Annotated in this window: 23 protein-coding genes and 1 tRNA gene; 14 read left to right on the forward strand and 10 right to left on the reverse strand. The window is 62.4% G+C overall.

Features of this window, described 5'->3' with window-relative positions:
- Positions 1-4: 4 nt before the first annotated feature.
- From ACIQC5_RS06980 to ACIQC5_RS06990, 3 genes are all read right to left on the reverse strand, one after another.
- On the reverse strand, positions 5-2,503 hold the full coding sequence (locus ACIQC5_RS06980; protein ID WP_400279846.1) for a phosphatidylglycerol lysyltransferase domain-containing protein: 2,499 nt from the start codon (positions 2,501-2,503) through the stop codon (positions 5-7).
- 82 nt (positions 2,504-2,585) lie between these two features.
- Positions 2,586-2,765 carry a YMGG-like glycine zipper-containing protein gene (locus ACIQC5_RS06985; RefSeq protein WP_400279848.1) on the reverse strand — a complete coding sequence of 60 codons (180 nt, stop codon included), beginning with the start codon at positions 2,763-2,765 and terminating at the stop codon, positions 2,586-2,588.
- A 40-nt stretch (positions 2,766-2,805) separates the two neighbouring features.
- Complete coding sequence (locus tag ACIQC5_RS06990; RefSeq protein WP_400279850.1) at positions 2,806-4,035, reverse strand: multidrug effflux MFS transporter; 1,230 nt, start codon at positions 4,033-4,035, stop codon at positions 2,806-2,808.
- Between the two features lie 175 nt (positions 4,036-4,210).
- On the opposite strand from ACIQC5_RS06990, the gene ACIQC5_RS06995 reads away from it, so the two are divergent.
- The 6 genes from ACIQC5_RS06995 (at position 4,211) to ACIQC5_RS07020 (ending at position 9,537) form a co-directional block, all read left to right on the forward strand.
- On the forward strand, positions 4,211-5,059 hold the full coding sequence (locus ACIQC5_RS06995) for a phage holin family protein (protein ID WP_400279852.1): 849 nt from the start codon (positions 4,211-4,213) through the stop codon (positions 5,057-5,059).
- Between the two features lie 47 nt (positions 5,060-5,106).
- Positions 5,107-5,733 carry a CDP-alcohol phosphatidyltransferase family protein gene (locus ACIQC5_RS07000; RefSeq protein WP_400279854.1) on the forward strand — a complete coding sequence of 209 codons (627 nt, stop codon included), beginning with the start codon at positions 5,107-5,109 and terminating at the stop codon, positions 5,731-5,733.
- On the forward strand, positions 5,733-6,647 hold the full coding sequence (locus tag ACIQC5_RS07005; RefSeq protein ID WP_400279856.1) for a DMT family transporter: 915 nt from the start codon (positions 5,733-5,735) through the stop codon (positions 6,645-6,647). The genes ACIQC5_RS07000 and ACIQC5_RS07005 overlap by 1 nt, the downstream gene beginning before the upstream one ends.
- 96 nt (positions 6,648-6,743) lie before the next feature.
- Positions 6,744-7,940 (forward strand): glycosyltransferase, encoded by a 1,197-nt coding sequence (locus ACIQC5_RS07010; RefSeq protein ID WP_400279858.1) that lies wholly within the window; start codon positions 6,744-6,746, stop codon positions 7,938-7,940.
- Positions 7,941-8,022: 82 nt separating this feature from the next.
- A tRNA-Ile gene (locus ACIQC5_RS07015) sits at positions 8,023-8,096 on the forward strand.
- A 250-nt stretch (positions 8,097-8,346) separates the two neighbouring features.
- Complete coding sequence (locus ACIQC5_RS07020) at positions 8,347-9,537, forward strand: acyl-CoA dehydrogenase family protein (RefSeq protein ID WP_400279860.1); 1,191 nt, start codon at positions 8,347-8,349, stop codon at positions 9,535-9,537.
- Between the two features lie 68 nt (positions 9,538-9,605).
- Here the strand turns inward: ACIQC5_RS07020 and ACIQC5_RS07025 are convergent, their stop codons facing one another.
- Complete coding sequence (locus ACIQC5_RS07025) at positions 9,606-10,100, reverse strand: M23 family metallopeptidase (RefSeq protein WP_400279862.1); 495 nt, start codon at positions 10,098-10,100, stop codon at positions 9,606-9,608.
- A gap of 409 nt (positions 10,101-10,509) precedes the next feature.
- Here ACIQC5_RS07025 and rpsB point away from each other — a divergent pair, with 409 nt between their 5' ends.
- The 6 genes from rpsB (at position 10,510) to ACIQC5_RS07055 (ending at position 15,385) form a co-directional block, all read left to right on the forward strand.
- Positions 10,510-11,367 carry a 30S ribosomal protein S2 gene (gene rpsB / locus ACIQC5_RS07030; RefSeq protein ID WP_400279864.1) on the forward strand — a complete coding sequence of 286 codons (858 nt, stop codon included), beginning with the start codon at positions 10,510-10,512 and terminating at the stop codon, positions 11,365-11,367.
- A gap of 122 nt (positions 11,368-11,489) precedes the next feature.
- A complete protein-coding gene (tsf, locus tag ACIQC5_RS07035) occupies positions 11,490-12,326 on the forward strand; it encodes a translation elongation factor Ts (RefSeq protein ID WP_400279866.1) in 837 nt (278 codons plus the stop codon).
- Positions 12,327-12,447: 121 nt separating this feature from the next.
- A complete protein-coding gene (gene pyrH, locus ACIQC5_RS07040; RefSeq protein ID WP_400279868.1) occupies positions 12,448-13,185 on the forward strand; it encodes a UMP kinase in 738 nt (245 codons plus the stop codon).
- A gap of 99 nt (positions 13,186-13,284) precedes the next feature.
- A complete protein-coding gene (frr, locus tag ACIQC5_RS07045; protein WP_400279870.1) occupies positions 13,285-13,842 on the forward strand; it encodes a ribosome recycling factor in 558 nt (185 codons plus the stop codon).
- Positions 13,842-14,777, forward strand: coding sequence for a phosphatidate cytidylyltransferase (locus ACIQC5_RS07050; protein WP_400279872.1), 936 nt, complete (start codon positions 13,842-13,844; stop codon positions 14,775-14,777). The genes frr and ACIQC5_RS07050 overlap by 1 nt, the downstream gene beginning before the upstream one ends.
- A gap of 23 nt (positions 14,778-14,800) precedes the next feature.
- Positions 14,801-15,385: a DivIVA domain-containing protein gene (locus tag ACIQC5_RS07055; protein ID WP_400279874.1), complete on the forward strand. Its 585-nt coding sequence runs from the start codon at positions 14,801-14,803 to the stop codon at positions 15,383-15,385.
- Positions 15,386-15,397: 12 nt separating this feature from the next.
- On the opposite strand, the gene ACIQC5_RS07060 is transcribed toward ACIQC5_RS07055, so the two are convergent.
- Genes ACIQC5_RS07060 through ACIQC5_RS07080 form a run of 5 tightly spaced genes read right to left on the reverse strand, consistent with a single transcriptional unit; the run spans position 15,398 to position 19,897 of the window.
- Positions 15,398-16,090: a hypothetical protein gene (locus tag ACIQC5_RS07060; RefSeq protein WP_400279876.1), complete on the reverse strand. Its 693-nt coding sequence runs from the start codon at positions 16,088-16,090 to the stop codon at positions 15,398-15,400.
- A gap of 40 nt (positions 16,091-16,130) precedes the next feature.
- Positions 16,131-17,597, reverse strand: a complete 1,467-nt coding sequence (locus tag ACIQC5_RS07065) for a cation acetate symporter (RefSeq protein WP_400279878.1) — start codon at positions 17,595-17,597, stop codon at positions 16,131-16,133.
- Positions 17,594-17,956: a hypothetical protein gene (locus ACIQC5_RS07070; protein WP_400279880.1), complete on the reverse strand. Its 363-nt coding sequence runs from the start codon at positions 17,954-17,956 to the stop codon at positions 17,594-17,596. Before ACIQC5_RS07070 ends, ACIQC5_RS07065 begins: the two co-directional genes overlap by 4 nt.
- Positions 17,953-18,672 (reverse strand): LytR/AlgR family response regulator transcription factor, encoded by a 720-nt coding sequence (locus ACIQC5_RS07075; protein ID WP_400279882.1) that lies wholly within the window; start codon positions 18,670-18,672, stop codon positions 17,953-17,955. The genes ACIQC5_RS07070 and ACIQC5_RS07075 overlap by 4 nt, the downstream gene beginning before the upstream one ends.
- 22 nt (positions 18,673-18,694) lie before the next feature.
- Complete coding sequence (locus ACIQC5_RS07080) at positions 18,695-19,897, reverse strand: sensor histidine kinase (RefSeq protein WP_400279884.1); 1,203 nt, start codon at positions 19,895-19,897, stop codon at positions 18,695-18,697.
- 363 nt (positions 19,898-20,260) lie between these two features.
- Here ACIQC5_RS07080 and ACIQC5_RS07085 point away from each other — a divergent pair, with 363 nt between their 5' ends.
- Both ACIQC5_RS07085 and ACIQC5_RS07090 read left to right on the forward strand, forming a co-directional pair.
- A complete protein-coding gene (locus tag ACIQC5_RS07085) occupies positions 20,261-20,641 on the forward strand; it encodes a DUF485 domain-containing protein (RefSeq protein ID WP_400279886.1) in 381 nt (126 codons plus the stop codon).
- On the forward strand, positions 20,638-22,254 hold the full coding sequence (locus ACIQC5_RS07090) for a cation acetate symporter (protein ID WP_400279888.1): 1,617 nt from the start codon (positions 20,638-20,640) through the stop codon (positions 22,252-22,254). Before ACIQC5_RS07085 ends, ACIQC5_RS07090 begins: the two co-directional genes overlap by 4 nt.
- On the opposite strand, the gene ACIQC5_RS07095 is transcribed toward ACIQC5_RS07090, so the two are convergent.
- Positions 22,251-22,958 carry a helix-turn-helix transcriptional regulator gene (locus ACIQC5_RS07095; RefSeq protein WP_400279890.1) on the reverse strand — a complete coding sequence of 236 codons (708 nt, stop codon included), beginning with the start codon at positions 22,956-22,958 and terminating at the stop codon, positions 22,251-22,253. The two genes, ACIQC5_RS07090 and ACIQC5_RS07095, sit on opposite strands and share 4 nt — an antisense overlap.

The following is a 22,958-nucleotide window of genomic DNA, read 5'->3' on the forward strand; positions in this document are numbered from 1 at the left end:
GCGCTCATGCTGCGGGCTCCTTGGCCACCATTTGCCGCAGCAGGCCGGCGCTCTGGCCGGGGGAGAGCCCCGGAAGGTAAGCGGAACCGACGGCGATACCGATGGCCGGCAGGGCCAAAGGGTCGTGGTAGTACATGAACAGGGTCCGGTGCTCCGGCTGGAAACGCGATTTGAACGCGGCGAGTGATTTGAAGCCGTACATGGGTTCCAAGGCGTTGCCCAGGAGTGCCAACACGCGGTCCAGGGCTGTGTGATCCACGTCCGAGGATTCCGTCCCGGCGTTGGCCAGCGGGGAGCCCGACAGCGAGATCTGCGGAACGTCCTCCTTGAAGTGGTTTACCGCGGACGCAATCAGGAACTCCATGACGCCTTTGAAACCTGTGGTGCGGCGGCGCATGAAGTCCAAGGTCCAGCCCGATATGGTGCGTTCTGTGAAGACAGGCAGCCAGCTCGTGACGCCGTGGACCAGTCCGTCGTCGTCCACGGCCACGCAGCAGAGCACCTCGGGATCCTTGAGCTCGTCAAGGCCACCCAGCGTGAATCCCATTTCAGGGAGGGCCTTATCCGCTACCCACTCTTCGGAGATCTCCGCCAGCTGGGCCCTGATGCCCGGCGGCATGTCGGCGTAGTGATACCAGCGATCCGTGATGGACAGCTTTTCCGCCCGGTTCAGTGCCGTCCGGACGTTCTGCCACTCCTTGCCTTTGAAGGTCATGGCCTGAACGTCGAGGAGGGTTTCCTCTGCGACCTCGAGCTTACGGAAGCCGCGGGGGAGCAGGGCTTCATCCAGCTCAGCTGTGGCCGAGTAGAAGCAAGGAATCAGCCCAAGCTTGGCGCAGTGGCCCAGGAAGCCCGCGGCAGCCTCCGGCAGGTGTCCCTGGGCGCCGAACGGTCCGGCGACGGTCAGCGCCACGCCGTTGTGGACCTGATACGCGACTCCGGCCTTGCGATCCGGCGTGAACCAGTACTGGTTGTTATCCCATAGGGCCATCCAGGACAATGTTCCACCGCCGTCGTGCAACAATTCCCGGGCGTGACCGAGGTCAGCGTCCGGGTCTGTGGCCAGGGTGCGGAAGCGCCGGAAATTGCCCAGGACCAGCACCAGGATGCATAGCCAGATGACGTCGCCACCCAGCCCGTACAGCACCGTGCTGAGCAGCCCCTGCGGAAGCTCCACCACGAAGGGCACGGGGAACGGGACCAGGATGTGGGTCAGCTGGCCTGCGAGGTCCCAGAGCGTCGATCGGCCGGCGTTGCCTTCCATGAACCAGAACGCCGCATAAAGGGCCACAGCGGTTACTGACAGGATCAACGTTGTCCTGCCCAGGACGCGGTAGCCGGCGTCACTGGATTCCACCCGGAATTTGTGGCGGTTTGCGAGCAGCAACCACACCACAATGATCGGAGCCAGGACGGCGGGCACAGCATACAGAAGGAGGTAGCCGATGTCGTCGTCACCCAGTGTCACCTCAGGGTCTGTGACGTATTGGAGGATCGAGAGGACCGTGACGACGGCCAGATACAACTGGATGGCCAAGGTCAGCCGGTAGGCAAGCCTGCGGCCACGCCGTAGCCCCTCAGCGCAGACCAGCAGCAGCAAGACGGGGATCAGTGTCAGGACAACGGCGCCGAAGCTCCGCACGCCCACCACGCCCTGCAGCGTGACACAGCTCTTGTCGTTGTCGCAGGCCTCTTGGACTTCGTCCACTCCGGGACTCGCTTGGAGCATGACCTCGGAGACAACCGAGAGGGGCCCAATGGCCAGGGACCCTGTAACTTGCGTCAGCAGAGGGCCCAAAGCGAAGACACCCACCACCGTGCCCACCAGGAAACGGGTCTCACGAAGGCTGGACGAATGAAGAGAACCGGCGCGACGCCGCAAGATGAGTGACTGGACGGCCCATCCGGAGGCCACGCCGATGACGGCCCCAGCCAGCGCCTGAATGGTCTGGGCCACGCCGACGAACAACGCGAACATGAGCGCAGCGGCCAGCAGCCACGTCCGCAGGCGACGACGCCACAGCGCCTCAAGTGCCGCCGTCGCGCTTCCCAAAGCGGCAGCAGCGCCGCCGTAAGCGCCCACAACGTACTCCCCACCCAGGAAGCTGAGCCATTGATCACTGTTGTCGGTTCCAAAAGCAACAAGCGCGACGAGTACCACAGCGCTGAGGGCCGAACCGATCAGGAAGGAAGCGGCGGCCAGCCACGGGCCCATGGTCCTTTCGGCGATCCCGACGCCCAGCAGGATCACGGCGGTGCAGAACAGATAGTCCAGCAACGACGAGGCAAAGAATGCCGAGGTGAAGACGGACCACCAAGGACCGGGATCGACGCCGAGGCCAAGCCCCACTTGGTCGAGCAACTCCTCGCTCGGGCCATTCAGCAGGCTGCCGGTCACCGCGCCCACAAGCCAAAGGATCACGACGATCCCCAACGTCAGAGGTAACCTCCGGACGGCCGCCAGGCCGCGCAGCGTGCCTCGATATCCCACAGCCGCACTCATGTGATGTCCCCTTCACCGGTGGAGCACAGGTTAGACCCGGCTGGCCACCATTCTGCCCTGCCGGGCGGCAGAAGGGGAGGGGCTAGTCCCTGTTCCAGGGACCGGGATTAACCCGGTAGAGCACGGCGGCTCCGACGACGGCACCCAGGATCGCGCCAAACAGCGCACTCCCGGCGGCGCGGCCAATGAGCGCCCCGACGACGGCGCCGAGCAACGCGCCGAGGAAAAGTCCCCTGCCGTTGCGGTGCGGTTTCCTGGTCATGCTGACAGCCTACGTTGCGAAAAGCCGATGGATTGCCCGCCTAGTGGATCGACGGGACAGTCCGGGGCCGTACCACCAGCCACAGGGCTGCTATGGCAGCGGCAATGCAGACGGCTTGGACGGTACCCATGGGGACGGCCGAATCGACACCGAGCCAGCCGACCACCGGTGGAACAATTCCGGCCATCATGAACTGGGCCGCACCCAGGAGGGAGGCAGCGGTTCCGGCCTGGGCGCCATGGTTCGCCAGCGAGAGGACCTGGACGCACGGGAACATGAAGCCAGTGGCGCAGATGTAGAACCACAGAGGGATCAGGATGCCCCACAGGCCAACGTGGAACAGGTCCAGGACGATAATCAGCCCTGCCATGAGCAGCATGAAGACGGTGGCTCCTGCGACGATCCACTGGGGTGCAACGCGGCGGATCAAGCGCGAACTGATCTGCACGCCTGCCACGATGCCCAAGGAGTTGACGCCGAACAGGACACCGTACTCCTGCGGGGAGAAACCGTAGATGTCCTGGAACAGGAAGGTCGAGGCCGACAGGTAGGCGAACAGGCCGCCGAAGTTGAGGCTGCCCACCAGCAGCATGCCGACGAAAATGCGGTCTGTCAGGACCGTCTTGTAGCGCTGGCGCACCGTAACGTTGGACTTTCCCCGCCGTTCAGGAGGGAGGGTCTCCTTGATGAAGAAGATCGCGGCCAGAATCACGAGCAAGCCATAGCCGGCCAGGAAGTAGAAGATGCCGGGCCACGTGAAGACCAGCAGCAACTGGGAACCTATCACTGGCGCAAGAATGGGAGCCAACCCATTGACCAGCGACATCCGGGAAAACATGCGCACCATCGAGTAGCCGTGGAAGAGGTCACGGACCATGGCCATGGCTACCACGCCGCCACCGGCCGCGCCGATGCCCATCAGCACACGGAACAGCGACAACAGCGCGATGTCCGTTGACAGCGCGGCGCCCAGCGAAGAACCGATGTGGACGGCCGTGGCCAGGATAAGAGGCAGACGGCGTCCATACTTGTCGCTGAACGGTCCCACCACTAATTGGCCCAGCCCAAACCCGATGGTGGTACCTGTCAGTGTGAGTTGAATCGCAGCCGCTGACACCCCGAAGCTGTCCTCCAGGGCGGGGAACGCCGGCAGGTACAGATCGACGGTAAAAGGGCCCAGCGCTGTTAGCGCGCCCAAGAGAACGATGTAGACAAGTTTTTCGCGTCGGCTCAGGGAATCGCCCGGAGCAATGGGGGTCGTCACGATCAACTATCCTATGGCCCGAATCATATTTATTCGGGGGTAAAGCGGGCGCGCCGCGGCGCCGCGCCGAAAGTTGAGCCGGAACCTGAATGATAGTTTTGTGGACAGGTGTGTGCGGCAGGTTCTTTTCAGGCCGCGGGCGCCGGAAACAATGCCAAGAGGAAGCAGTTAGGCGGAACCCATGAGTGGACGTCATACCGGCCGGACCAGACAAGGACCGGCCATCCGTGCCTTGCCGAAAACCCTCAAGCTCATTGCCCGTTTAGCGCCCCGTCAGCTCAATGACGAGATCGCGCTGGCAAAAATCGAACTCAAGCGCAAAGGCATCCAACTTGGTGTCGCCGGGGCCTTCTTCGGAGTTGCGCTCGTTTTCCTGTCGCTGTTGGTGATTGCCTTGGTTGTCGCAGCCATCATGGGGCTCGCGACCATCATGCCGGCCTGGCTTGCTGCCTTGATCGTTGCAGGGGTCTTCCTGCTCATCATCGCCCTGGCTGCACTGATCGGCGTCGCAAGGTTCAAGAACGCCCTGCCGCTGATTCCCGAGGACACCATCCGTGGACTCAAGCACGACCTCGGGATTGCCAAGGAGGGCTCGAACTTTGATGAGTCTGTCCTGGATCCCACTTCGGAAGCTGCCAAGGCAGCCAAGGCTGCCAAGGAAGCTGCTGCAGCCAAGGCCAAGGCCGAGAAGGCTGCGAAGGAAGCCGCCAAGGACGCCGACGCCGTCAAGCCGCCCACTGAAGCCGAATTGCGTCGCCGCCTCACCAAGCGCCGCGAGCACCTGACTGGAGTGCGCGACGACCTCGGCGTTGAGTTGGACGTGAAAACGCAAGGCCAGGCCTTGCTGGACAGCGCAAACCAAAAAATCCAGGAGGGCCGCGAGTTTGCAGCGGCGAAGTTCGCCGAACTTGGCGATGCCGTCCCTGAGGGCGTTCCCGATCGCTTGGCCGCCCGGTGGAAAGATCTGCTGGCATTCGTTGCTGCCGCTGCCGTGTTCGCGGTTGCTTTGCGCAAGCTGCTCAAGAAGTAGCGGCACGGCCAGGCACCGCACACACTGAACATGGGAAGGGGGACACGATGAGACTCATTGGCGCTGGTTCGCACCCGGACCGGCCGCAAGTCGACCACGACCTCATCGTCACTGTCCCCAACATCCTCACGGTGCTTCGCTTCATGGGCGTCCCGCTGTTCGTGTGGTTGGTGCTATGGCAAAAGGAGTATGGCTTTGCCGTGCTGGTGCTGGTCATCATGGGGAGCACGGACTGGGTGGACGGCTACATTGCCAGGCGGTTCGACCAAACGTCCAAGCTTGGCAGGATCCTCGATCCCATGGCGGACCGTGCGGCCCTTATTGCCGTTGCTGTCACGTTGGCGATCGCCGGCGTCGTGCAGTGGTGGTACCTGGCCGCCCTCGTGGTGCCCGACGCGATTTTGGCTGTCGCCTCGTTGTTCTACTTCCGCAGCCACCCCGACCTCCCCGTCAGCATCATCGGGAAGATCCGCACAGCGCTGCTGTTGGTGGGCACGCCCTTGCTGGTGCTGTCCAAATTGCCAATACCTTTCACGGAGGTCTACTTCGTTGCGGCCTGGGTCTTCCTGGGCCTCGGGCTGCTGGGTCACTGGATTGCCGCCTACAACTACTTTTGGGCCATCTTGCGTAAGGGCAAGGACCTGCGGAACGACGACGACGGCGGACGCAACTGATGGTCTGGCTGGCAGTTTTCCTTGCGGTGCTTGGCGCCTTCTTCCTTGCCATCGGGGCCCAGCGGCAGGGCAGCGCGGTGAAGGCCGATACGGGCGGACTCGCACTCAGTTCCAACGGGTTCCTGCGGTTGTTGCGGAATCCGCGATGGATGCTGGGCCTGCTGTTGCTGTGTATGGGCATGGTGATGAACGCGATCGCTTTGGTGTCGGCGCCGCTGACTGTGGTGCAACCGATCGGCGCCATTGCGCTGGTGATCACTACGGTGGTCAACGCCAAGGACCAAGGCCTCAGCATCAACCGGGCCACCGTCGTGGCGATTACCGCGTGCGTGTCCGGATCGGCGCTCTTCGTGTTGCTGGCCGTGACCGTCACGCAGGAAAACCACCATGTCAACGCCGAGGACGAACTGACCATTGTCCTGCTCCTGGCGCTGGCGGTGGGTCTGTTCGGCACTCTTGCGGTGCTGTTCAAACACCGCATGAGCGCCTTCGTGTACATCCTGGGGGCCGGTGTGCTGTTTGGCTTCGTGGCTGTCCTGACGCGGATCATCGGCAAGCACTTGCTCGATCCCAACGGCCTGTTCCTGCTCAATGTGCAGTGGTACACGCTGATTGCCATCGCAGCCGCTGGCGGTCTTGGGTCCTGGTTCGTGCAGAGCGCGTATTCCGGCGGCCCACCAGATCTGGTCATTGCCGGGTTGACCGTGATTGACCCCATTGTGGGCATCGCGATTGGCATCGTGATCCTCGGTGAGCTTCGTCCCGATGTCCACGCCGTGATGGCGATCGGCATGGCCGCGGCAGCTTCCCTTGCTATCGTGGGGGTTATTGCCCTGAGCCGTCACCATCCGGAAGTCACCAAGCGCAAGAAGGACGCAAAGGCGGCTGCGAGCCGGAAGGCCCAAGGCAACTAGCTGTACCTCGCGCCACCGCTTGCGGACCGGCAACCCGGCGACAGCACAGCATTGCAACCAGTGCTGTCCGCACCGTGACCCTCAGGAGTTCTCCACGTGACCATTCCCGATACCAATAAACCCCTCACCATCCTGATCGCGGCGGACACCTACCCGCCCCACGTCAACGGGGCCGCTCAGTTCGGCTACCGCCTGGCCAAAGGGATGACGGCCCGTGGTCACAACGTGCACGTTTTGGCTTGCCGCCAGGACACCGGCAAGAGCTTCACTGAGTTCCGGGACGAAGCAACGGTTCACCGGCTCCGTTCGCACGGCGTGTTCACGCACGAGTATTTCCGCATCTGCTTCCCTTGGGAAATCAAGAAGGAAATCTCCTTGCTGTTCGACAAAGTCCAGCCCGATGTCGTGCACATCCAAAGCCACTACATGATCGGCGAACACGTACTTTACGAGGCCGTGAAGCGCGGCATCAGAATCGTGGCCACCAACCACTTCATGCCCGAGAACCTGAACCCGTTCCTGCCCTTCCCGCAATGGTTCAAGGACATCGTGGGTCGCATCTCCTGGAAGGACATGGGCAAGGTCATGGGCCAGGCGGACGTCGTAACGACGCCTACGCCACTGGCCGCCAAGGCCATGCACCAGCACGCCTTCCTGCGGAAGGTCCTGCCCCTTTCCAACGGTATCGACTCGGCCGCCTATGAGCTTCAGCCGGGCGAGGTCGTTGAGCCGCACGCCCACCCCACGGTGCTGTTCGCTGGCCGTCTGGCGGAAGAAAAGCACGTCGATGTCCTGATCGATGCCGTGGCCAAGACTCCCCGCGAACTCAACGTCCACCTGGAAATCGTGGGTGGCGGAGAAGTCCGCCCGGCCTTGGAAGCCCAGGTTGCCAAGCTGGGCCTCGGTGACCGCGTCAAGTTCCTGGGTCTTGCCAGCGACGAGGACTTGCGTGAGGCCTACATCAAGGCCGACATCTTCTGCATGCCTGGCACGGCGGAGCTTCAGTCGTTGGTGACGCTGGAAGCGATGTCCGCGTCCACGCCGGTACTCCTGGCAAACGCCATGGCGCTGCCCCACCTCGTCCGTGACGGGGAGAACGGCTACCTCTTCACCCCGAACGACAGTACTGAGCTGGCCGGGAAAATCACCAAGCTGGTGGAGCTCCCCAACGACGAACTGAAGGCCATGGGCAAGGTGAGCCGCGAGATGGTTGGGCCGCACAGCATCAACGGCACGCTCCAGACGTTTGAGGACCTCTACCGTGGTGCCTCGTACGAGGACAAGGTGTTGTGACCGGAGCACTCTCCGGTTGCCATTAGTATTGCTAGAGAGTTTTGCCCCGGATGGCTTCTCTTGAGGTGGTCCGGGGCACCTCGGGGCTATAGCTCAGCTGGTTAGAGCGCGGGACTCATAATCCTAAGGTCCTCGGTTCAAGTCCGAGTAGCCCTACCCTTTTGCACGGGAGCCGTGGTTGATGTTTCGACGTCATCCACGGCTTTTTTGCGTTTTGGTCGCTTTTTGGAATCAGTGACGGGCGTTGCGGCGGCTGCTAAGCGTGAGGTATGTTACTGATCAGTAACTTACTACTCGCCGGTAACGTGACGGCCTGCGTGTCTTCCTGTGGTCCAGTGCCGTTGGTGACACGGAGCCGTTCCCGGTTCGTGATGTGGTCGCAGGTGACCACCCTTGAAGGAGCGAAATGTCCAACGCTGCATTCGATGTCAACACCCTGCCCTATGCCGACGGCGACTTCTACGCCTTTGAGCAAATGCTGACGGCCAAGGAACAGGATCGCTTGGCCGAGGTCCGCGAATTCCTGGCCCGCGAGGTCAAGCCCCTGGCTGTGGACTGCTGGAACCGTGCCGAGTTCCCTATGGAACTTATCCCCAAGCTCGCCGAAATTGACCTTGTGAGCCCGGTTCGCCGGCAGGGGTATTCGAACGTGTTCGCCGGAATTCTGCACGCAGAATTTACCCGCGCCGACGCATCGATCGCCACGTTCATGGGTGTCCACGATGGGCTCTTCACCGGCTCCATCGAGGCGCTCGCGTCCCAAGAGCAAAAGGATGCGTGGTTGCCGGACATCTACTCCCTGAAGAAGGTCGGCGCTTTTGGGCTGACTGAGCCCCTGGGTGGTTCGGACGTCGCCGGCGGTACCCGGACTACTGCCCGGCGGGAAGGTGACAACTGGATCCTCAATGGCGCCAAGCGCTGGATCGGCAACGCCACCTTCTGTGACTGGGTCGTCATTTACGCAAAGGATGTTGCCGACAACCAGGTCAAGGCCTTCCTGGTGGACACCACGTTGCCCGGCTACTCCGCTACCAAGATCGAGAACAAGATCTCCCTCCGAACAGTTCAAAACGCGGACATCACCCTTGACAACGTTGTGGTCCCCGATTTCTTCAAGCTGGCCAATGCGAACAGTTTCCGGGACACCAACAAGGTCCTCAAGGTCACCCGCCTGGCTGTTGCGTGGCAGGCTGTTGGACTTCAGCTGGCCGCGTTCGATGTGGCGCGTGCCTATGCCGTTGAGCGCCAGCAATTCGGGCGCCCCCTGGCCGCCTTCCAATTGGTTCAGGACCAGTTGGTACGCATTCTTGGCAATGCTGTCAGTTCGATGGGCATGATGGTCCGCTTGGCCCAGCTTGAGGATGCCGGCGTTGCCAAGGACGAGCAGTCAGCGTTGGCCAAGGCCTTTACCACCGCGCGGATGCGCGAAAGCGTGGCTCTCGGTCGCAGCATTCTGGGAGGCAACGGCATTGTCACTGACTACGGGATGGCCAAAATCTTCTCCGACGCCGAGGCCATCTACTCCTACGAAGGCACCCACGAAATCAACACCTTGGTGACCGGTCGTGCCATTACCGGGGTTTCGGCCATCGTCTAGTTGGATCTCTGGCCGTCGCAGGTTGGATCTCTGGCCATCGACGGGTTGGATCGCGACGCGAACCGGGCTCAATCCGGCGGAAGCAGGATGGAAGGCCTCAGGTCCTCCAGGAAGCCGAGTGGATTGATGTAGTCATCGCCGCGGCGGACGCCCCAGTGCACGCATGCGGCCTCTCCGCAGTGACCGGACTCGATGGACCCGACGAGCTGCCCCCTGACCACGTGGTCGCCTTCTTGCAAGTCACTGCTCACGGGTTCGAAGCTGCTGCGCAGGCCCTCGCCGTGATCGATGGTGATAACTGGCCGGTCCACGACAACGCCAGCGAAGGTGACCACACCGTCGGCCGGCGCGGTGACCATTCCGCCGTCGGGCGCAGTTTGCAGGTCCACACCCCTGTGCCCGCTCAGCCACGGCTTTTCCGGGGGATCGAAAGCGCGCAGAACGGCGGGCTTGGGGGAGACCGGCCAGCTCCACCGCGGCGTAGCCGGGGCGACCGTGGTGGAGCTGCCTGCAAAGACAGTGGCGGCAATAGCCGCGAACAAAATGAACTTCAGAAAGACCATGAAGTCAGCCTTTCGCGGGCCGCACGGCAGGGCCATCCCCGAACTGTCCTATGTGGACAACCCGGGGTTTCGGCCGGTCAGACAGGTGGGTCTGCTGTAGTACACTTGGTGGAGCAGTTTGCTGTGCCCTCAAGCTTATTCAGGAGCATGTCTCATTCAGATGTGCGAGGGGGCTCAAGCTGACTACGCGTATCCAGCCCTCCACCACCGAAGCCCTGTGGCTTCAGGCTGTGGAGGATTGTGCCTCTTGCGGTCCGGCAGAGCTGTATGGCTTCAGCCCGGATGAGAAGTGCAATGGATGCCAGGAGCCGCGCCCGTCCGGGCAAGGCTAAACAACCGTCAACTATTGGCAGGGTAAGAGCAGTCCCATGGGCTCTCTCATGAATGACCTGCCGGAAGGAGCGTCGGCATGCCCGTCGTAACTATGCGCCAGCTGCTTGACAGCGGCGTCCACTTTGGACACCAGACCCGTCGTTGGAACCCGAAGATGAAGCGCTTCATCTTCACGGAGCGCAACGGCATCTACATCATCGACCTTCAGCAGTCGCTGTCCTACATCGACCGCGCCTACGAGTTCGTCAAGGCTACTGTCGCCCACGGCGGCACCGTCCTGTTCGTCGGCACCAAGAAGCAGGCTCAGGAAGCAATCGCCGAGCAGGCTACCCGTGTTGGCCAGCCGTACGTCAACCAGCGTTGGTTGGGCGGTATGCTCACCAACTTCCAGACCGTTGCCAAGCGTATCCAGCGCATGAAGGAACTCGAAGAGATCAACTTCGAGGACGTCGCTGGCTCGGGTTACACCAAGAAGGAGCTCCTGCTCCTCAAGCGTGAACTCACCAAGCTGGAAACCAACCTCGGTGGTATCCGCAACCTGACCAAGGCTCCGTCCGTTCTGTGGGTTGTCGACACCAAGAAGGAACACCTTGCTGTTGACGAAGCCAAGAAGCTGAACATCCCGGTTGTTGCCATCCTGGACACCAACTGCGATCCCGACGAAGTTGACTTCCCGATCCCGGGCAACGACGACGCCATCCGCTCCGTCAACCTGCTTACCCGCGTTGTTGCCGACGCCGTAGCTGAGGGCCTCATCGCCCGTAACCAGCGCGCAACCGGCACCACCGAAGCTCCGGAAGAGCCGCTGGCTGAGTGGGAGCGCGAGCTCCTCGAAGGCAGCAAGGCTGAAGAAGCTCCGGCCGCCGAGGCTGCTGAAGCTCCCGCTGCCGAAGCTACTGAAGTTGCATCCGGCGAAGCCGAAGAAGCCAAGTAAATTTGGACCTTCCCTGACGCCGGCAACGGTTGCAGGGGCCACTGACAGGATGGCGGCCCACACGGTGGGCTGCCGTCCTGTCAGTCCGTAAACACACAATATTTCTAGACAGAGGGGTTCACATGGCGAACTACACTGCTGCTGACATCAAGGCCCTGCGCGAGCGCACCGGCGCCGGCATGATGGACGTCAAGAAGGCTCTTGACGAAGCCAACGGTGACGCTGAGAAGGCCATCGAGATCATCCGCATCAAGGGCCTCAAGGGCGCCACCAAGCGCGAAGGCCGCTCCACCGCTGAAGGCCTGGTTGCTGCCAAGGTCACCGGCAACGTGGGCGTAATGATCGAGGTCAACTGCGAGACCGACTTCGTCGCCAAGGCTGACAAGTTCATCCAACTGGCTGACAAGGTGCTCACCGTTGCAGTCGAGTCCGGCGCTGCCGATCTCGAAACCCTGCTGGCCACCGAGGTCGACGGCAAGCCGCTGTCCGAGGTTGTCATCGAAGAGGGCGCTGTCCTCGGCGAGAAGGTTGTTGTCCGTCGTATTTCCCGCGTTGAGGGAACCACGGTTGACGCTTACCTGCACAAGACCTCCAAGGACCTCCCGGCCCAGGTTGGCGTTCTGTTCGCTGTTGACGGTGAAGGCGAAGCCGCTGCCACCGCAGCACACGACATCGCTGTCCACGTTGCAGCCATGGCTCCGAACTACCTGACCCGCGAAGACGTACCGGCAGAACTGGTCGAGTCCGAGCGCCGCATCGCCGAAGAGACTGCCAAAGCTGAAGGCAAGCCGGAAGCTGCTCTCTCCAAGATCGTCGAAGGCCGCGTGACGGGCTTCTACAAGGGTGAAGTTCTGGTTGACCAGGCATTCGCCAAGGATTCCAAGAAGACCGTTGCACAGGTCCTCGAAGAAGCCGGCGTCAAGGCAACTGCAGTAACCCGTTTCCGCGTCGGAAACTAGTAAGTCATGAAAAGGGGTGGTCACTTCGGTGGCCGCCCCTTTTTCATGCACCCGTCCAGGTAGTACCTGCGCGGACCCACAGCACGATAATCTAGCCAGAGTCCACCAACGGGAAGGCACCATGGAAACCGTCAACACTGCAATCCAGCCAGAGAAGGCCCGCCGTCGTGTACTTCTGAAACTGTCCGGCGAGGTCATCGGCGGAGGCAAGCTCGGGGTTGATCCCGACACCGTCCGGGCCATTGCCAAGCAGATCGCGGCGGCCGTATCCGACGTCGAAGTTGCCATCGTGGTCGGCGGCGGAAACTTCTTCCGCGGCGCTGAACTCTCCCAGAGCGGCATGGACCGCTCCCGTGCTGACTACATGGGCATGCTCGGCACGGTCATGAACTGCTTGGCGCTCCAGGATTTCCTTGAGCAGGCAGGGGTCGAAACCCGCGTTCAGAGCGCCATCACCATGGGACAGGTGGCCGAGGCCTACATCCCCCGCCGCGCCATCCGCCACATGGAAAAGGGCCGCGTAGTCATCTTCGGTGCAGGCGCCGGACTCCCGTACTTCTCCACGGACACCGTGGCCGCCCAGCGTGCGCTCGAAGTCCACGCCGACGTCGTCCTCATGGCGAAGAGCGGCGTTGACGGCGTGTACACCGCGGACCCCAAGAAGGACCCGTCGGCCGAGAAGCTCGACGTCCTCAGCTACGACGACGCCCTGCGCCGCGACATCCGCGTCATGGACCAGACAGCCATGACCATGTGTAAGGACAACAAACTTTCCATGGTCGTCTTCGGCATGGAAGGCGAGGGCAACGTTACCCGCGCCATCCTTGGCGAAACACTGGGAACCCTGGTTACGCCCTAGCAAGGGCTAGGATATTTCTAGGACCGTCCGCCCTTGTGGCGGATCTTTACTGTGCACTGCCGCCCTTCAACGGGCGGCGACTATTTCTGAGGAGAAACCGTGATCGAAGAGACCTTGCTCGAAGCCGGCGAGAAGATGGACAAAGCGGTTGAGGTAGCCAAGGATGATTTCGCCTCGATCCGCACGGGCCGGGCAAACCCCGCGCTCTACAACAAGGTGATCGTGGAGTACTACGGCACGCCCACGCCGCTGCAGCAGCTGGCCTCGTTCGGCGTGCCGGACGCCCGCACCATCCTGATCACCCCCTACGACAAGACCGCCCTGCGTGACATCGAGAAGGCCCTGAGCGACTCCGAGGTCGGCGCCAACCCGTCAAACGACGGCAACGTGATCCGCGTGACCATTCCCGAGCTGACGAAGGAACGCCGCAAGGAATACGTCAAGATCGTCAAGGGCAAGGGTGAAGACGCCAAGGTCTCCATCCGCAGCATCCGCCGCAAGGCCAAGGACTCGCTGGACAAGCTCGTCAAGGACGGCGAAGCCGGCGAGGACGAGGGCGCCCGTGGCGAGAAGGAACTCGACGCCCTGACCAAGCAGCATGTCGACATCATCGACGAATTGCTCAAGCGCAAGGAAGCCGAGCTGCTCGAGGTCTAATGAACCAGGCTGAGCCGGCGCCCGCGCAGCGGGTCCCGACACACGACACGCGCAAACGCGTCAGGCGTGTGCGTGAAAACCCGACGCCGAAGGCGGGCAGGAATCTTCCGGCCGCTATCGGCGTCGGGCTGGCCATGCTGTTTGCGGTGCTGGGCGGACTCTTGTTCCTCCCGCTCGGATTCGTGGTCCTGACCACATGCTTCGCCGTTCTCGGCGTCTGGGAGGTCTACCGGGCGCTTGAAGCCCAGGGCACCAGGATGCCGATTATCCCCGTGATGATCGGAAGCGTCGGCATGCCGGTCTCCGCCTACTTTGGCGGTTTGGAAGGTTTGCTCTTTACCATGGTGGCCAGCTGCGTCGCTGTGCTGCTGTGGCGTTCCATCGAAAGTGGCGCAGGGGCTCCGCGAAGCGTATTCGCAGGCGTTTTTACCCTGGCTTGGATTCCGTTCCTGATCAGTTTCGCGGCACTGCCTTTGCACGCGAGCGGTGGCGCCACTCCAGTGGGTCTTTGGACCAACGGTATTCCGGAGGGTGCGTGGCAGATTGCCACCATGCTGCTCTTGGTCGTATCCAACGACACCTTCGGCTACATCGTGGGTGCGTCGTTCGGCAAGCACCCCATGGCGCCGAAAATCAGCCCCAAGAAATCATGGGAAGGTTTCGCCGGCTCTGTCGGCGGAGCAATGATCATTGGTGTCCTGGCCTGCGTGTTTATCCTGGACAAACCGTGGTGGGTTGGCCTGGTGCTCGCCGTTGGCATGGTGGCTGCGGCAACCGCTGGCGATCTCGCGGAATCCATGGTCAAGCGCGAGCTCGGCATCAAGGACATGAGCAGCATTCTGCCCGGACACGGCGGCGTCATGGACCGCCTTGACTCCATTGTCTTCGCGGCCCCTGTGGCCTACGTTCTCTTTGCGCTGCTGAGCGGCGTGTGACAACCCCCGATGAAGGATAAGTAGTGGCTTTGGACATTCGACGCCAGATTCCCGCAACATTCGAGCGCGTGGAGCGCAGCAAGTACGGCTACAACGCCAAGCAAGTGGATGCGTTCCTCAAGCGCGCAAGAACCGCGTTCGAAAATCCCGTGGGAGCAGCCGATCACCTGGGCAGCGTGGACGTCCGGTCCGTGGCTTTCGATCCGGTCAAGGGAGGCTATGACGCCCACAGCGTGGACGCGGCCCTGGACCGGTTGGAAGACGCGTTCGCCCGGCGTGAGCGTGATGACCTGGTCAGCCAGCAGGGCGAGGAAGCCTGGCTGCGCCAGATCGGCAAGCTGTCCGGTGTCCTGCGGGGACGCCTGCACAGGCCCGACGGCGATCGGTTCCGTCGTCCGGCCAAGAAAAAGGCCCGCGGTTACAACGTCCAAGACGTTGACGCCCTGTGCGCTGAACTCATCGGCTACCTTGAACATGACCAGCCACTGAGCGTAGATACCGTTCGCCGCGCAGTCTTCCGTGCAGCCAAGGGCGAAGAAGGCTACGAAGAAGCCCAGGTTGACGCGTTCCTGGAGCGCGTCGTAGAACTCATGGCGGCCATCGACTAAGCGCTACACAAGCTAGCGCTGTGTGGGGGAGATCGGTCGGTTGATCCTCCAGACGTTCTCGTATCGGCGTTTCCCACGGATCATGGACGTCACGAAGAACGCCGCAAAGGCGAGTGCGGCCAAAATCACTGCGGCCGGCATTGGAAGACCCGCTGCTGAAAGCATTGCTCCTGCCAGCAAGGCGAGCAACGCCGCGTTAACGGTGATCATGTACATCATGCTGCTTCCGGCCACCTGGCTGAAATCTCTTCGCCCTCCCAGAAAGTAGTACGTCTGCTTGGAGCCAGCTTGGTCATCGTTGTACGAGGCCATCAAGTACTTGGCAAGTCCAGGGTCAAGATCCACGTATGCGGCGCGCAGCCGGTTCATGGCGATGACGTACATCAGGTCCTCAAGGCTGACACTCATGACCCGGATCTGGGTCAACAGCCCCACCACAACGTCGATACTGAGGATGGTCAGCGCGAAAGCCCGGAAGGCGTCTGAGAACTGCGTGGCCTGACCCACAAGTGCAACGCTGAGCAAACTGGCCGACGTGAAGGTCAGGAACATGCTGATGCGTGTGAGGACCTCGCCTTGGGTGGTGCTCCTGGACGCGAGCAGGCTCCAGTGTTCCGTGGCGAGCAATTGGGCCCGGACGCCAGGGGAGACTTCCGGTTCACGTGCTGGCGGTTCGGGGCTGGATCCACCCGGGTGCTCGGACATGGCGTCATTCTCCACCTTGTGCGATTCGCCGACAACTGGGTCAGCGCTCCGTTGCCACCGGCCGTTCCGGTACGTGCAAACGGGACATGATCCGGGCAACAGATCCAGGCACGCGGTTTTTGGTGGTTCGGGAGACCATCACCATGATCGCGAAGGCCGCCGGAACGCTCCACGCAGCTGGTTGGGCGAGCCACGCAGGGGCGTTTCCGGGACCCATGAGGGTTCCCACCACCATCGCCCCTCCGCAGAGAACTGCACCGGTGACCATGCCCGCGATCGCTCCGGCGTCGGTCAGCCCTCGCCACCAAATGCCCAACAGCAGCACAGGACAAATGGTGGAAGCCGTGAACGCAAACACCAAGCCAACGCTTCCGGCCAAGGCCAGCGAATCGGTCATGAACGAAAAACCCAAAGGCACGACGGCGGCCAGCAGCGCAGCGAGTCGGAACCCCCGGACGCTGCCACCAAAGAGGTCCTGGCTGATGACGCCGGACAGCGAGACAACCAACCCGGAGGTGGTGGACAGGAATGCGGCGAAGGCGCCTGCCACCACGAGGGCCGACAAAAGCTCGCCCGCCGTTCCACCCACCAGTTTGCCAGGCAGCAACAGGACCAAAGCATCGGCTTGCCCGCTCTGCGCGAGTTCCGGCGCGAACACCCTGCCCACGGCACCAGACAGCGTGGGAAAAAGATAGAAGACCGACAGCAGCCCCAACACGATCAAGGTGGTGCGGCGGGCAGACTGCCCGTCGGGGTTCGTGTAGAACCGAACCAGCACATGCGGCAGGCCAAGGGTGCCAAACAGCAGGGCGACCATCAACGAAATGTTTTGGTAGGCACTGGCTGCCGGTTGGCCCGTCGGATTCACCGGAAGCTGTGCATCGGCCGGGGTGCCATTGCCCGCCAATACCAGGAGCACAAACACCACGGGGACGGCGAGGGCCGTTATTTTCAACCAATACTGGAATGCCTGAACGAACGTAATGGACCGCATGCCACCCGCCACCACCGTGAGGCAGACAACCAGAACCACCGCCGTCGAACCAACCCATGATGGCAACCCCGTGGTGATCCGAATGGTGAGTGCTGCCCCATGCAACTGGGGCACAATGTACAGCCAACCCACTGCCACCACTACAAGGCTGGTCACCCTACGCACAGCCTTGGAATCCAGCCTGGCTTCAGTGAAATCCGGGATGGTGTAAGCACCGGAACGGCGCAGGGGAGCCGCAACGAAGAGCAAAAGCATCAAGTACCCGGCGGTGTAGCCTACCGGGAACCACAGGGCGTCTGTCCCCGAGAGGAGAATCAGGCCGGCCACGCCGAGGAAGCTCGCAGCCGACAGGTATTCGCCGCCGATTGCTGAGGCGTTCCACCAGGGTGGGACTGTGCGCGAAGCCACGTAGAAATCTCCCGTTGTACGGGAGATCCGCAGCCCGTAAAAGCCGATGACCGCCGTCGTAATTGACACAGCCAAGAACGCGGCCAACCCAACAGCCGGGTTCACTTGTCCTCCACCAAGTCCCGGTATCGGGCCTCGTTGCGGGCCGCCGCGCGATTATAGAGCCAAGCACACATGCCGATCACTGGGTAAATTCCGGCGCCAAGCAGGAGCCAGTCGAGGGGAATGCCCAGGATGCGGGTTTCGGCGACACCCGGTCCGAAGACCAGGAGCAACGCGAACGCGATCAGGATCAGCAGGAATCCGCAGGCCACCACCACGGCAAGCCGGAGTTGGGACCGGATCAAGGAGCGGATGAAGACCTGACCGGCGTCGGAATCTTCGGTCACTTCACGCGAGTAGGGAAACCGGCCCGGTGTTGCCGTAGCGGATTGGCGCGGTGCCGTAACGCGAACGCGCGTCATCCTTGTGGCCGGATGCGGGTGGACTGCAGCTTGTCCCGGACGGAGGGCAAGTGGCGCCGGCTGATGGGCAACTCCGCGCCCGCCACAGTCACGCTGGGACCCGCGGCGGACAGCTTGAGATGCTGCACGTGGTTCAGGGCGATCAGGTAGGAGCGGTGGATCCGGATGAACCCCGCCTCTGCCCATTTTTGTTCGAGATCACTGAGGGGCACACGGATCAGGTAGCTGGCCTCGGCGGTATGCAGCCGGGCGTAGTCACCCTGGGCCTGGACGTAGCTGACATCGTCCCGCCGGATCATGCGCGTGGTGCTGCCAAGGTCCACGGTGATCATCTCAGGGGCGGGCGCTCCGTCCTTGATGAGCTCGCTGATCCGGTCCACTGATCGCGCCAGCCGTTCTGCCCGGAGCGGCTTCAGCAGGTAGTCGATGGCGGCAAGGTCGAAGGCTTCCAGGGCGCAGTCTTCGTCGGCCGTGACGAAAACAACGGCCGGTGGACTGCTGCTCCGGGAAATGGCCCGGGCGATGTCGAGCCCGGAAAGGGCCGGCATGTGGATGTCGAGAAAAACTGCGTCCACGGATTCCGTTTCCAGCTTCCGCAAGGCCTCAGCGCCGGACGATGCACGATGAATGGCGCCAATGCGTTCATCGCGTCCAAGCAGGAAGGCGAGCTCCTCCACAGCCGGTAGTTCGTCATCAGCGACGAGCACATTGATCATGATTAAAGATTAGCCCGGCAGTTCAGGCCTCGTGTCCGGGTTGGGACTTGGGCACCCGCATGGTGATCAGCGTTCCCTCGCCCGGGGCTGTCTCGATCACCAGGCCATGGTCGTCGCCGTACACCTGGCGCAGCCGGGCGTCCACGTTGCGGAGCCCAACGTGATCGCCGTCGGTATGGCCGGCGAGTACTGAGCGCAGATGCTCCGGGTCCATCCCCACACCGTCGTCCTCGATGGTGACCTCTGCAAAAGCCCCGGAATCATTCGCGCAGATGGTGATGTGGCCGGGACCTTCCTTCGCTTCAAGCCCATGCCGCACGGCGTTTTCGACCAGCGGCTGGAGACTCAGGAAGGGGATTACCGTGCTCAACACTTCGGGCGCGATCCGCAGGCTTACCTGTACCCGATCACCAAAGCGTGCCCGTTCCAGCAACAGGTAGCGGTCAATGCACCGCAACTCTTCGGCAACGGTGGTGAAATCGCCGTGGCGCCTGAACGAGTAGCGGGTGAAGTCAGCGAACTCGACCACCAATTCGCGGGCACGGGCAGGATCGGTGTTGATGAAGGAGGCGATGGCGTTGAGCGAGTTGTAGATGAAGTGCGGGCTGATCTGGGCGCGCAGGGCACGGACTTCTGCTTCCATCAGCAAGGTTCTCGACGCTTCCAGCTCAGCAAGTTCCAATTGCGCGGCAATCCAATCAGCCACCTCGCTGGTGGCCCTGACCAGCCCCGCCCCAGCAGCCGGTGCAAGTGCCGCCACCACTCCAACCACCCGGGACCCGGACCGGATCGGAGCGATGACCGCGCTGAAATCGTGGTTGCGGTGCTCTGATTTTGTCGTGCCCGGATGCCCGGCATGGGGCACAACCGCCGTTCGTCCGGTGGACAGCACTTCAGCGGCGAGCCGCATGAGGGAAGGCCTGAGTTCCTCGGCTGCGCCATCCCAGGCAAGCACGCTGTCCGTGTCCGTGATGGCCAGCGCGTCACAGCCCAGGAGCGTACGCAGTTGCTTGCTGGCCTTGGCCGCACCCGCTGGTTGGAGCCCGCCGCGGAGATGCTGCCCTGCGCGGGAAGCGGCGTGGAGTGTGTTGTAGGTGGCCCGCTCGGCGTCGGTGCCAAGGTCCCGGAACGAACGCATCACCTTCAGGCCAACGCCCACGACGACGGCGACGGCCAGCACGATCACGGCGACCGCAGCTGCGGTGAAGAGCGGGGAGTCGGGCATAGAGCCCAGCGTAGTCAATCCGCCGAAAATGGGGGTGGGATGTGGGTGAGGGTTGGCTGGGTGGGGGTGGGATGTGGGTGAGGGTTGGCTGGGTGGGGGTGGGATGTGGGTGAGGGTTGGCTGGCCGGCAAAGGATCCTGGCCCTCTCTCAGATCCCGTCGGTGTTTCCTCGACCCTCTCTCAGATCCCGTCGGTGTTTCCCCGACCCTCACTCACATCACCGTTTGGCGCAGCATCGCGACCGCTGAGCGAAGGCCCGGCGCGATTCTCTGGAGGAGCGGGCACCTTGCGTTCGATAGTGATTGCAGTCACATTGGCGAGGCGTGTGGAGCTGATGTGGACACATCACAATCAGGAGGAACCATGGGTAATGAGGCCCAACCCCAGGACGCAACGGCGTCCGTGGACTTCCAGCAGGTCCAGCAGACGGAACGGTTCAAGACACTGCGCAAGAGGCACCGCAGCTTTGTCTTCCCGATGGCAGTAGCATTCTTGCTTTGGTATTTCGCGTATGTTCTTTTGGCCGATTATGCAGTCGGCTTCATGTCCATCAAGGTCTGGGGCAACATCAACGTTGGCCTGATTCTCGGCCTGCTCCAGTTTGTCACCACCTTCGGCATCACGGCCTGGTACGTGAGCTACTCGAACAGGAAACTGGATCCCATCGCGGCGGAGATCCGCAACGAGATCGAAGGCCACGAATTCGACAAAGACGGCAATGTGATCAGCGGGGCTGCCAAATGAACACCATGGTCCCGGCGGTCAACGTCGCCGCATTGAAAGACACGACGCTCCTCAACATGGGCATCTTTGCACTCTTCGTCCTGGTCACCATGGTGATCGTCTTCCGCGCGAGCAGGAACAATAAGACGGCGGCAGACTACTACGCCGCCGGCCGCTCGTTCACTGGCTCGCAGAACGGCACGGCCATTGCGGGAGACTATTTGTCGGCAGCGTCGTTCCTCGGGATCACCGGTGCAATCGCCATCAACGGCTACGACGGGTTTCTCTATTCCATCGGCTTCCTTGTGGCGTGGCTGGTTGCCTTGCTCCTGGTGGCCGAACTCTTGCGGAACACCGGTAAGTTCACCATGGCTGACGTCTTGTCGTTCCGGCTTCGCCAGCGGCCTGTCCGGATCGCGGCTGCACTCTCAACACTTGCGGTCTGCTTCTTCTACCTTCTGGCCCAAATGGCCGGTGCGGGCAGCCTGATTTCGCTCCTGCTGGGCATCAGCGACTGGGGCGGACAAGCGTTGGTGATCATCGTCGTCGGCGCCCTGATGATCATGTACGTGCTCATCGGCGGCATGAAGGGCACCACCTGGGTACAGATCATCAAGGCCATCTTGCTGATTGCCGGCGCAGCAGTCATGACAGCGTGGGTCCTGTCGATCTACGGATTCAACCTCTCCAATCTGCTGGGATCCGCCGCTGAGGCCGCCAACAATCCGAACGTCCTCAACCCCGGCCTGCAATATGGCAAGACGGAAACGTCCAAGCTCGACTTCATGTCATTGGGGCTTGCGCTGGTCTTGGGCACTGCCGCCCTCCCGCATGTGCTGATGCGCTTCTACACGGTCCCCACGGCGAAGGAAGCCCGAAAATCGGTGGTCTGGTCCATCTGGTTGATCGGCCTGTTCTACCTGTTCACCCTGGTGCTTGGCTACGGTGCAGCAGCCTTGGTTGGTGCAGAAACCATCAAGTCCGCGCCCGGCGGCGTCAACTCCGCAGCTCCGCTCCTGGCCTTCCACCTCGGCGGGCCGCTGCTCCTGGGCTTTATTTCCGCCGTCGCCTTCGCCACGATCCTGGCAGTGGTGGCAGGTCTGACCATCACGGCGGCGGCCTCGTTCGCCCACGACATCTATGCCAACGTCCTTTCCAAGGGCAAGGCCGATGCCACCACAGAGGTCAAGGTGGCACGGCGCACGGTAGTGGTGATCGGCGTCCTCGCGATCCTGGGTGGCATCTTCGCCAACGGCCAGAACGTGGCCTTCCTGGTGGCGCTCGCCTTCGCTGTCGCGGCCTCCGCGAACTTGCCAACGATCGTTTACTCCTTGTTCTGGCGGAAGTTCACCACGCAAGGTGCCGTGTGGAGCATGTACGGCGGCCTGGCCTCAGCCATCCTGCTGATCACGTTCTCGCCCGTGGTGTCGGGCGCCAAGACGTCCATGATCCAAGGCGCCAACTTCGCGTTCTTCCCGCTCAGCAATCCGGGTATCGTGTCCATCCCGTTGGCTTTCCTGCTCGGTTGGCTGGGAACGGTTCTGGACAAGCGTCGTGAGGATCCGGCGAAGCAAGCCGAGATGGAGGTGCGCTCGCTGACCGGCGTTGGTGCGGAGAAGGCAGTGGACCACTAACCGGCGTCGGTGCCCCGGCCGTGCACCGGTCTGGCGTTAGCTGGGGGTTCTCCGACCTCGTCGATGGTATGGCCGCCGCAGGCCGTCTTGGTTACGGCGGCCCGCTCGATGCGCGGCACGGTGAACCATCGCATTGCGTTGCGCAGTCGGCACCACCCAACTAGGTACCACTGGCCGTTCGTGGAGGCGAACAAGACAGGTTCGACGTCGCGGGTGGTTGTGGTCCCGTCTCTCGATGTGTAGCGAATGCGGATCACTCGCTGCTCGGCCATCGCCTCCTCCAGTGCCGACTTGATTGGGCGGGAAGAGGAGGGAAGCGCGTTGACCCAGACGCGGCCGGCCAGCTCGTCGGCTCTTGCCCGGGTTCTGGGATCGAGGACGTCCAGGATCTTCTGGATCCCGGCTGCGGCCAGATCGGCGTAGGGGGCATCAGGTGCAGCGGACACGGCCGCCATGAGCGCTACGGCCTGCGCTGGGGACAGGCTGACAGGAGGCAGGGACGCTCCTGCAGCCAATCCGTAGCCACCGCCCGGACCTGGGCGGGACCATACGGGCGCGCCGCTGTTCTCGAGCGCAGCGAGGTCTCTCTTGACCGTGCGCACGGACACGCCGAACTCTCTTGCCAGCCGCTCAGCGGAGCAACCCCGGGATCCGTTACGGCGTAGCATCTCGGACAGGGCATGGAGTCGCTCTGTCCGCTTCAC

Source organism: Paenarthrobacter sp. NPDC092416 (assembly GCF_044755025.1).
GTDB lineage: Bacteria > Actinomycetota > Actinomycetes > Actinomycetales > Micrococcaceae > Arthrobacter.

Bases quoted from the DNA above. Each gene is read 5' to 3' on its own strand.
- ACIQC5_RS07075 (WP_400279882.1), bottom strand. From the start codon at position 18,672: ATGATCAATGTGCTCGTCGCTGATGACGAACTACCGGCTGTGGAGGAG.
- ACIQC5_RS07020 (WP_400279860.1), top strand. From the start codon at position 8,347: ATGTCCAACGCTGCATTCGATGTCAACACCCTGCCCTATGCCGACGGC.
- ACIQC5_RS07005 (WP_400279856.1), top strand. From the start codon at position 5,733: ATGGTCTGGCTGGCAGTTTTCCTTGCGGTGCTTGGCGCCTTCTTCCTT.
- ACIQC5_RS07070 (WP_400279880.1), bottom strand. From the start codon at position 17,956: ATGACGCGCGTTCGCGTTACGGCACCGCGCCAATCCGCTACGGCAACA.
- ACIQC5_RS07050 (WP_400279872.1), top strand. From the start codon at position 13,842: ATGAACCAGGCTGAGCCGGCGCCCGCGCAGCGGGTCCCGACACACGAC.
- ACIQC5_RS07085 (WP_400279886.1), top strand. From the start codon at position 20,261: ATGGGTAATGAGGCCCAACCCCAGGACGCAACGGCGTCCGTGGACTTC.
- ACIQC5_RS07090 (WP_400279888.1), top strand. From the start codon at position 20,638: ATGAACACCATGGTCCCGGCGGTCAACGTCGCCGCATTGAAAGACACG.
- ACIQC5_RS06995 (WP_400279852.1), top strand. From the start codon at position 4,211: ATGAGTGGACGTCATACCGGCCGGACCAGACAAGGACCGGCCATCCGT.
- ACIQC5_RS06985 (WP_400279848.1), bottom strand. From the start codon at position 2,765: ATGACCAGGAAACCGCACCGCAACGGCAGGGGACTTTTCCTCGGCGCG.
- ACIQC5_RS07000 (WP_400279854.1), top strand. From the start codon at position 5,107: ATGAGACTCATTGGCGCTGGTTCGCACCCGGACCGGCCGCAAGTCGAC.
- ACIQC5_RS06980 (WP_400279846.1), bottom strand. From the start codon at position 2,503: ATGAGTGCGGCTGTGGGATATCGAGGCACGCTGCGCGGCCTGGCGGCC.
- ACIQC5_RS07025 (WP_400279862.1), bottom strand. From the start codon at position 10,100: ATGGTCTTTCTGAAGTTCATTTTGTTCGCGGCTATTGCCGCCACTGTC.
- ACIQC5_RS07060 (WP_400279876.1), bottom strand. From the start codon at position 16,090: ATGTCCGAGCACCCGGGTGGATCCAGCCCCGAACCGCCAGCACGTGAA.
- pyrH (WP_400279868.1), top strand. From the start codon at position 12,448: ATGGAAACCGTCAACACTGCAATCCAGCCAGAGAAGGCCCGCCGTCGT.
- rpsB (WP_400279864.1), top strand. From the start codon at position 10,510: ATGCCCGTCGTAACTATGCGCCAGCTGCTTGACAGCGGCGTCCACTTT.
- tsf (WP_400279866.1), top strand. From the start codon at position 11,490: ATGGCGAACTACACTGCTGCTGACATCAAGGCCCTGCGCGAGCGCACC.
- ACIQC5_RS07080 (WP_400279884.1), bottom strand. From the start codon at position 19,897: ATGCCCGACTCCCCGCTCTTCACCGCAGCTGCGGTCGCCGTGATCGTG.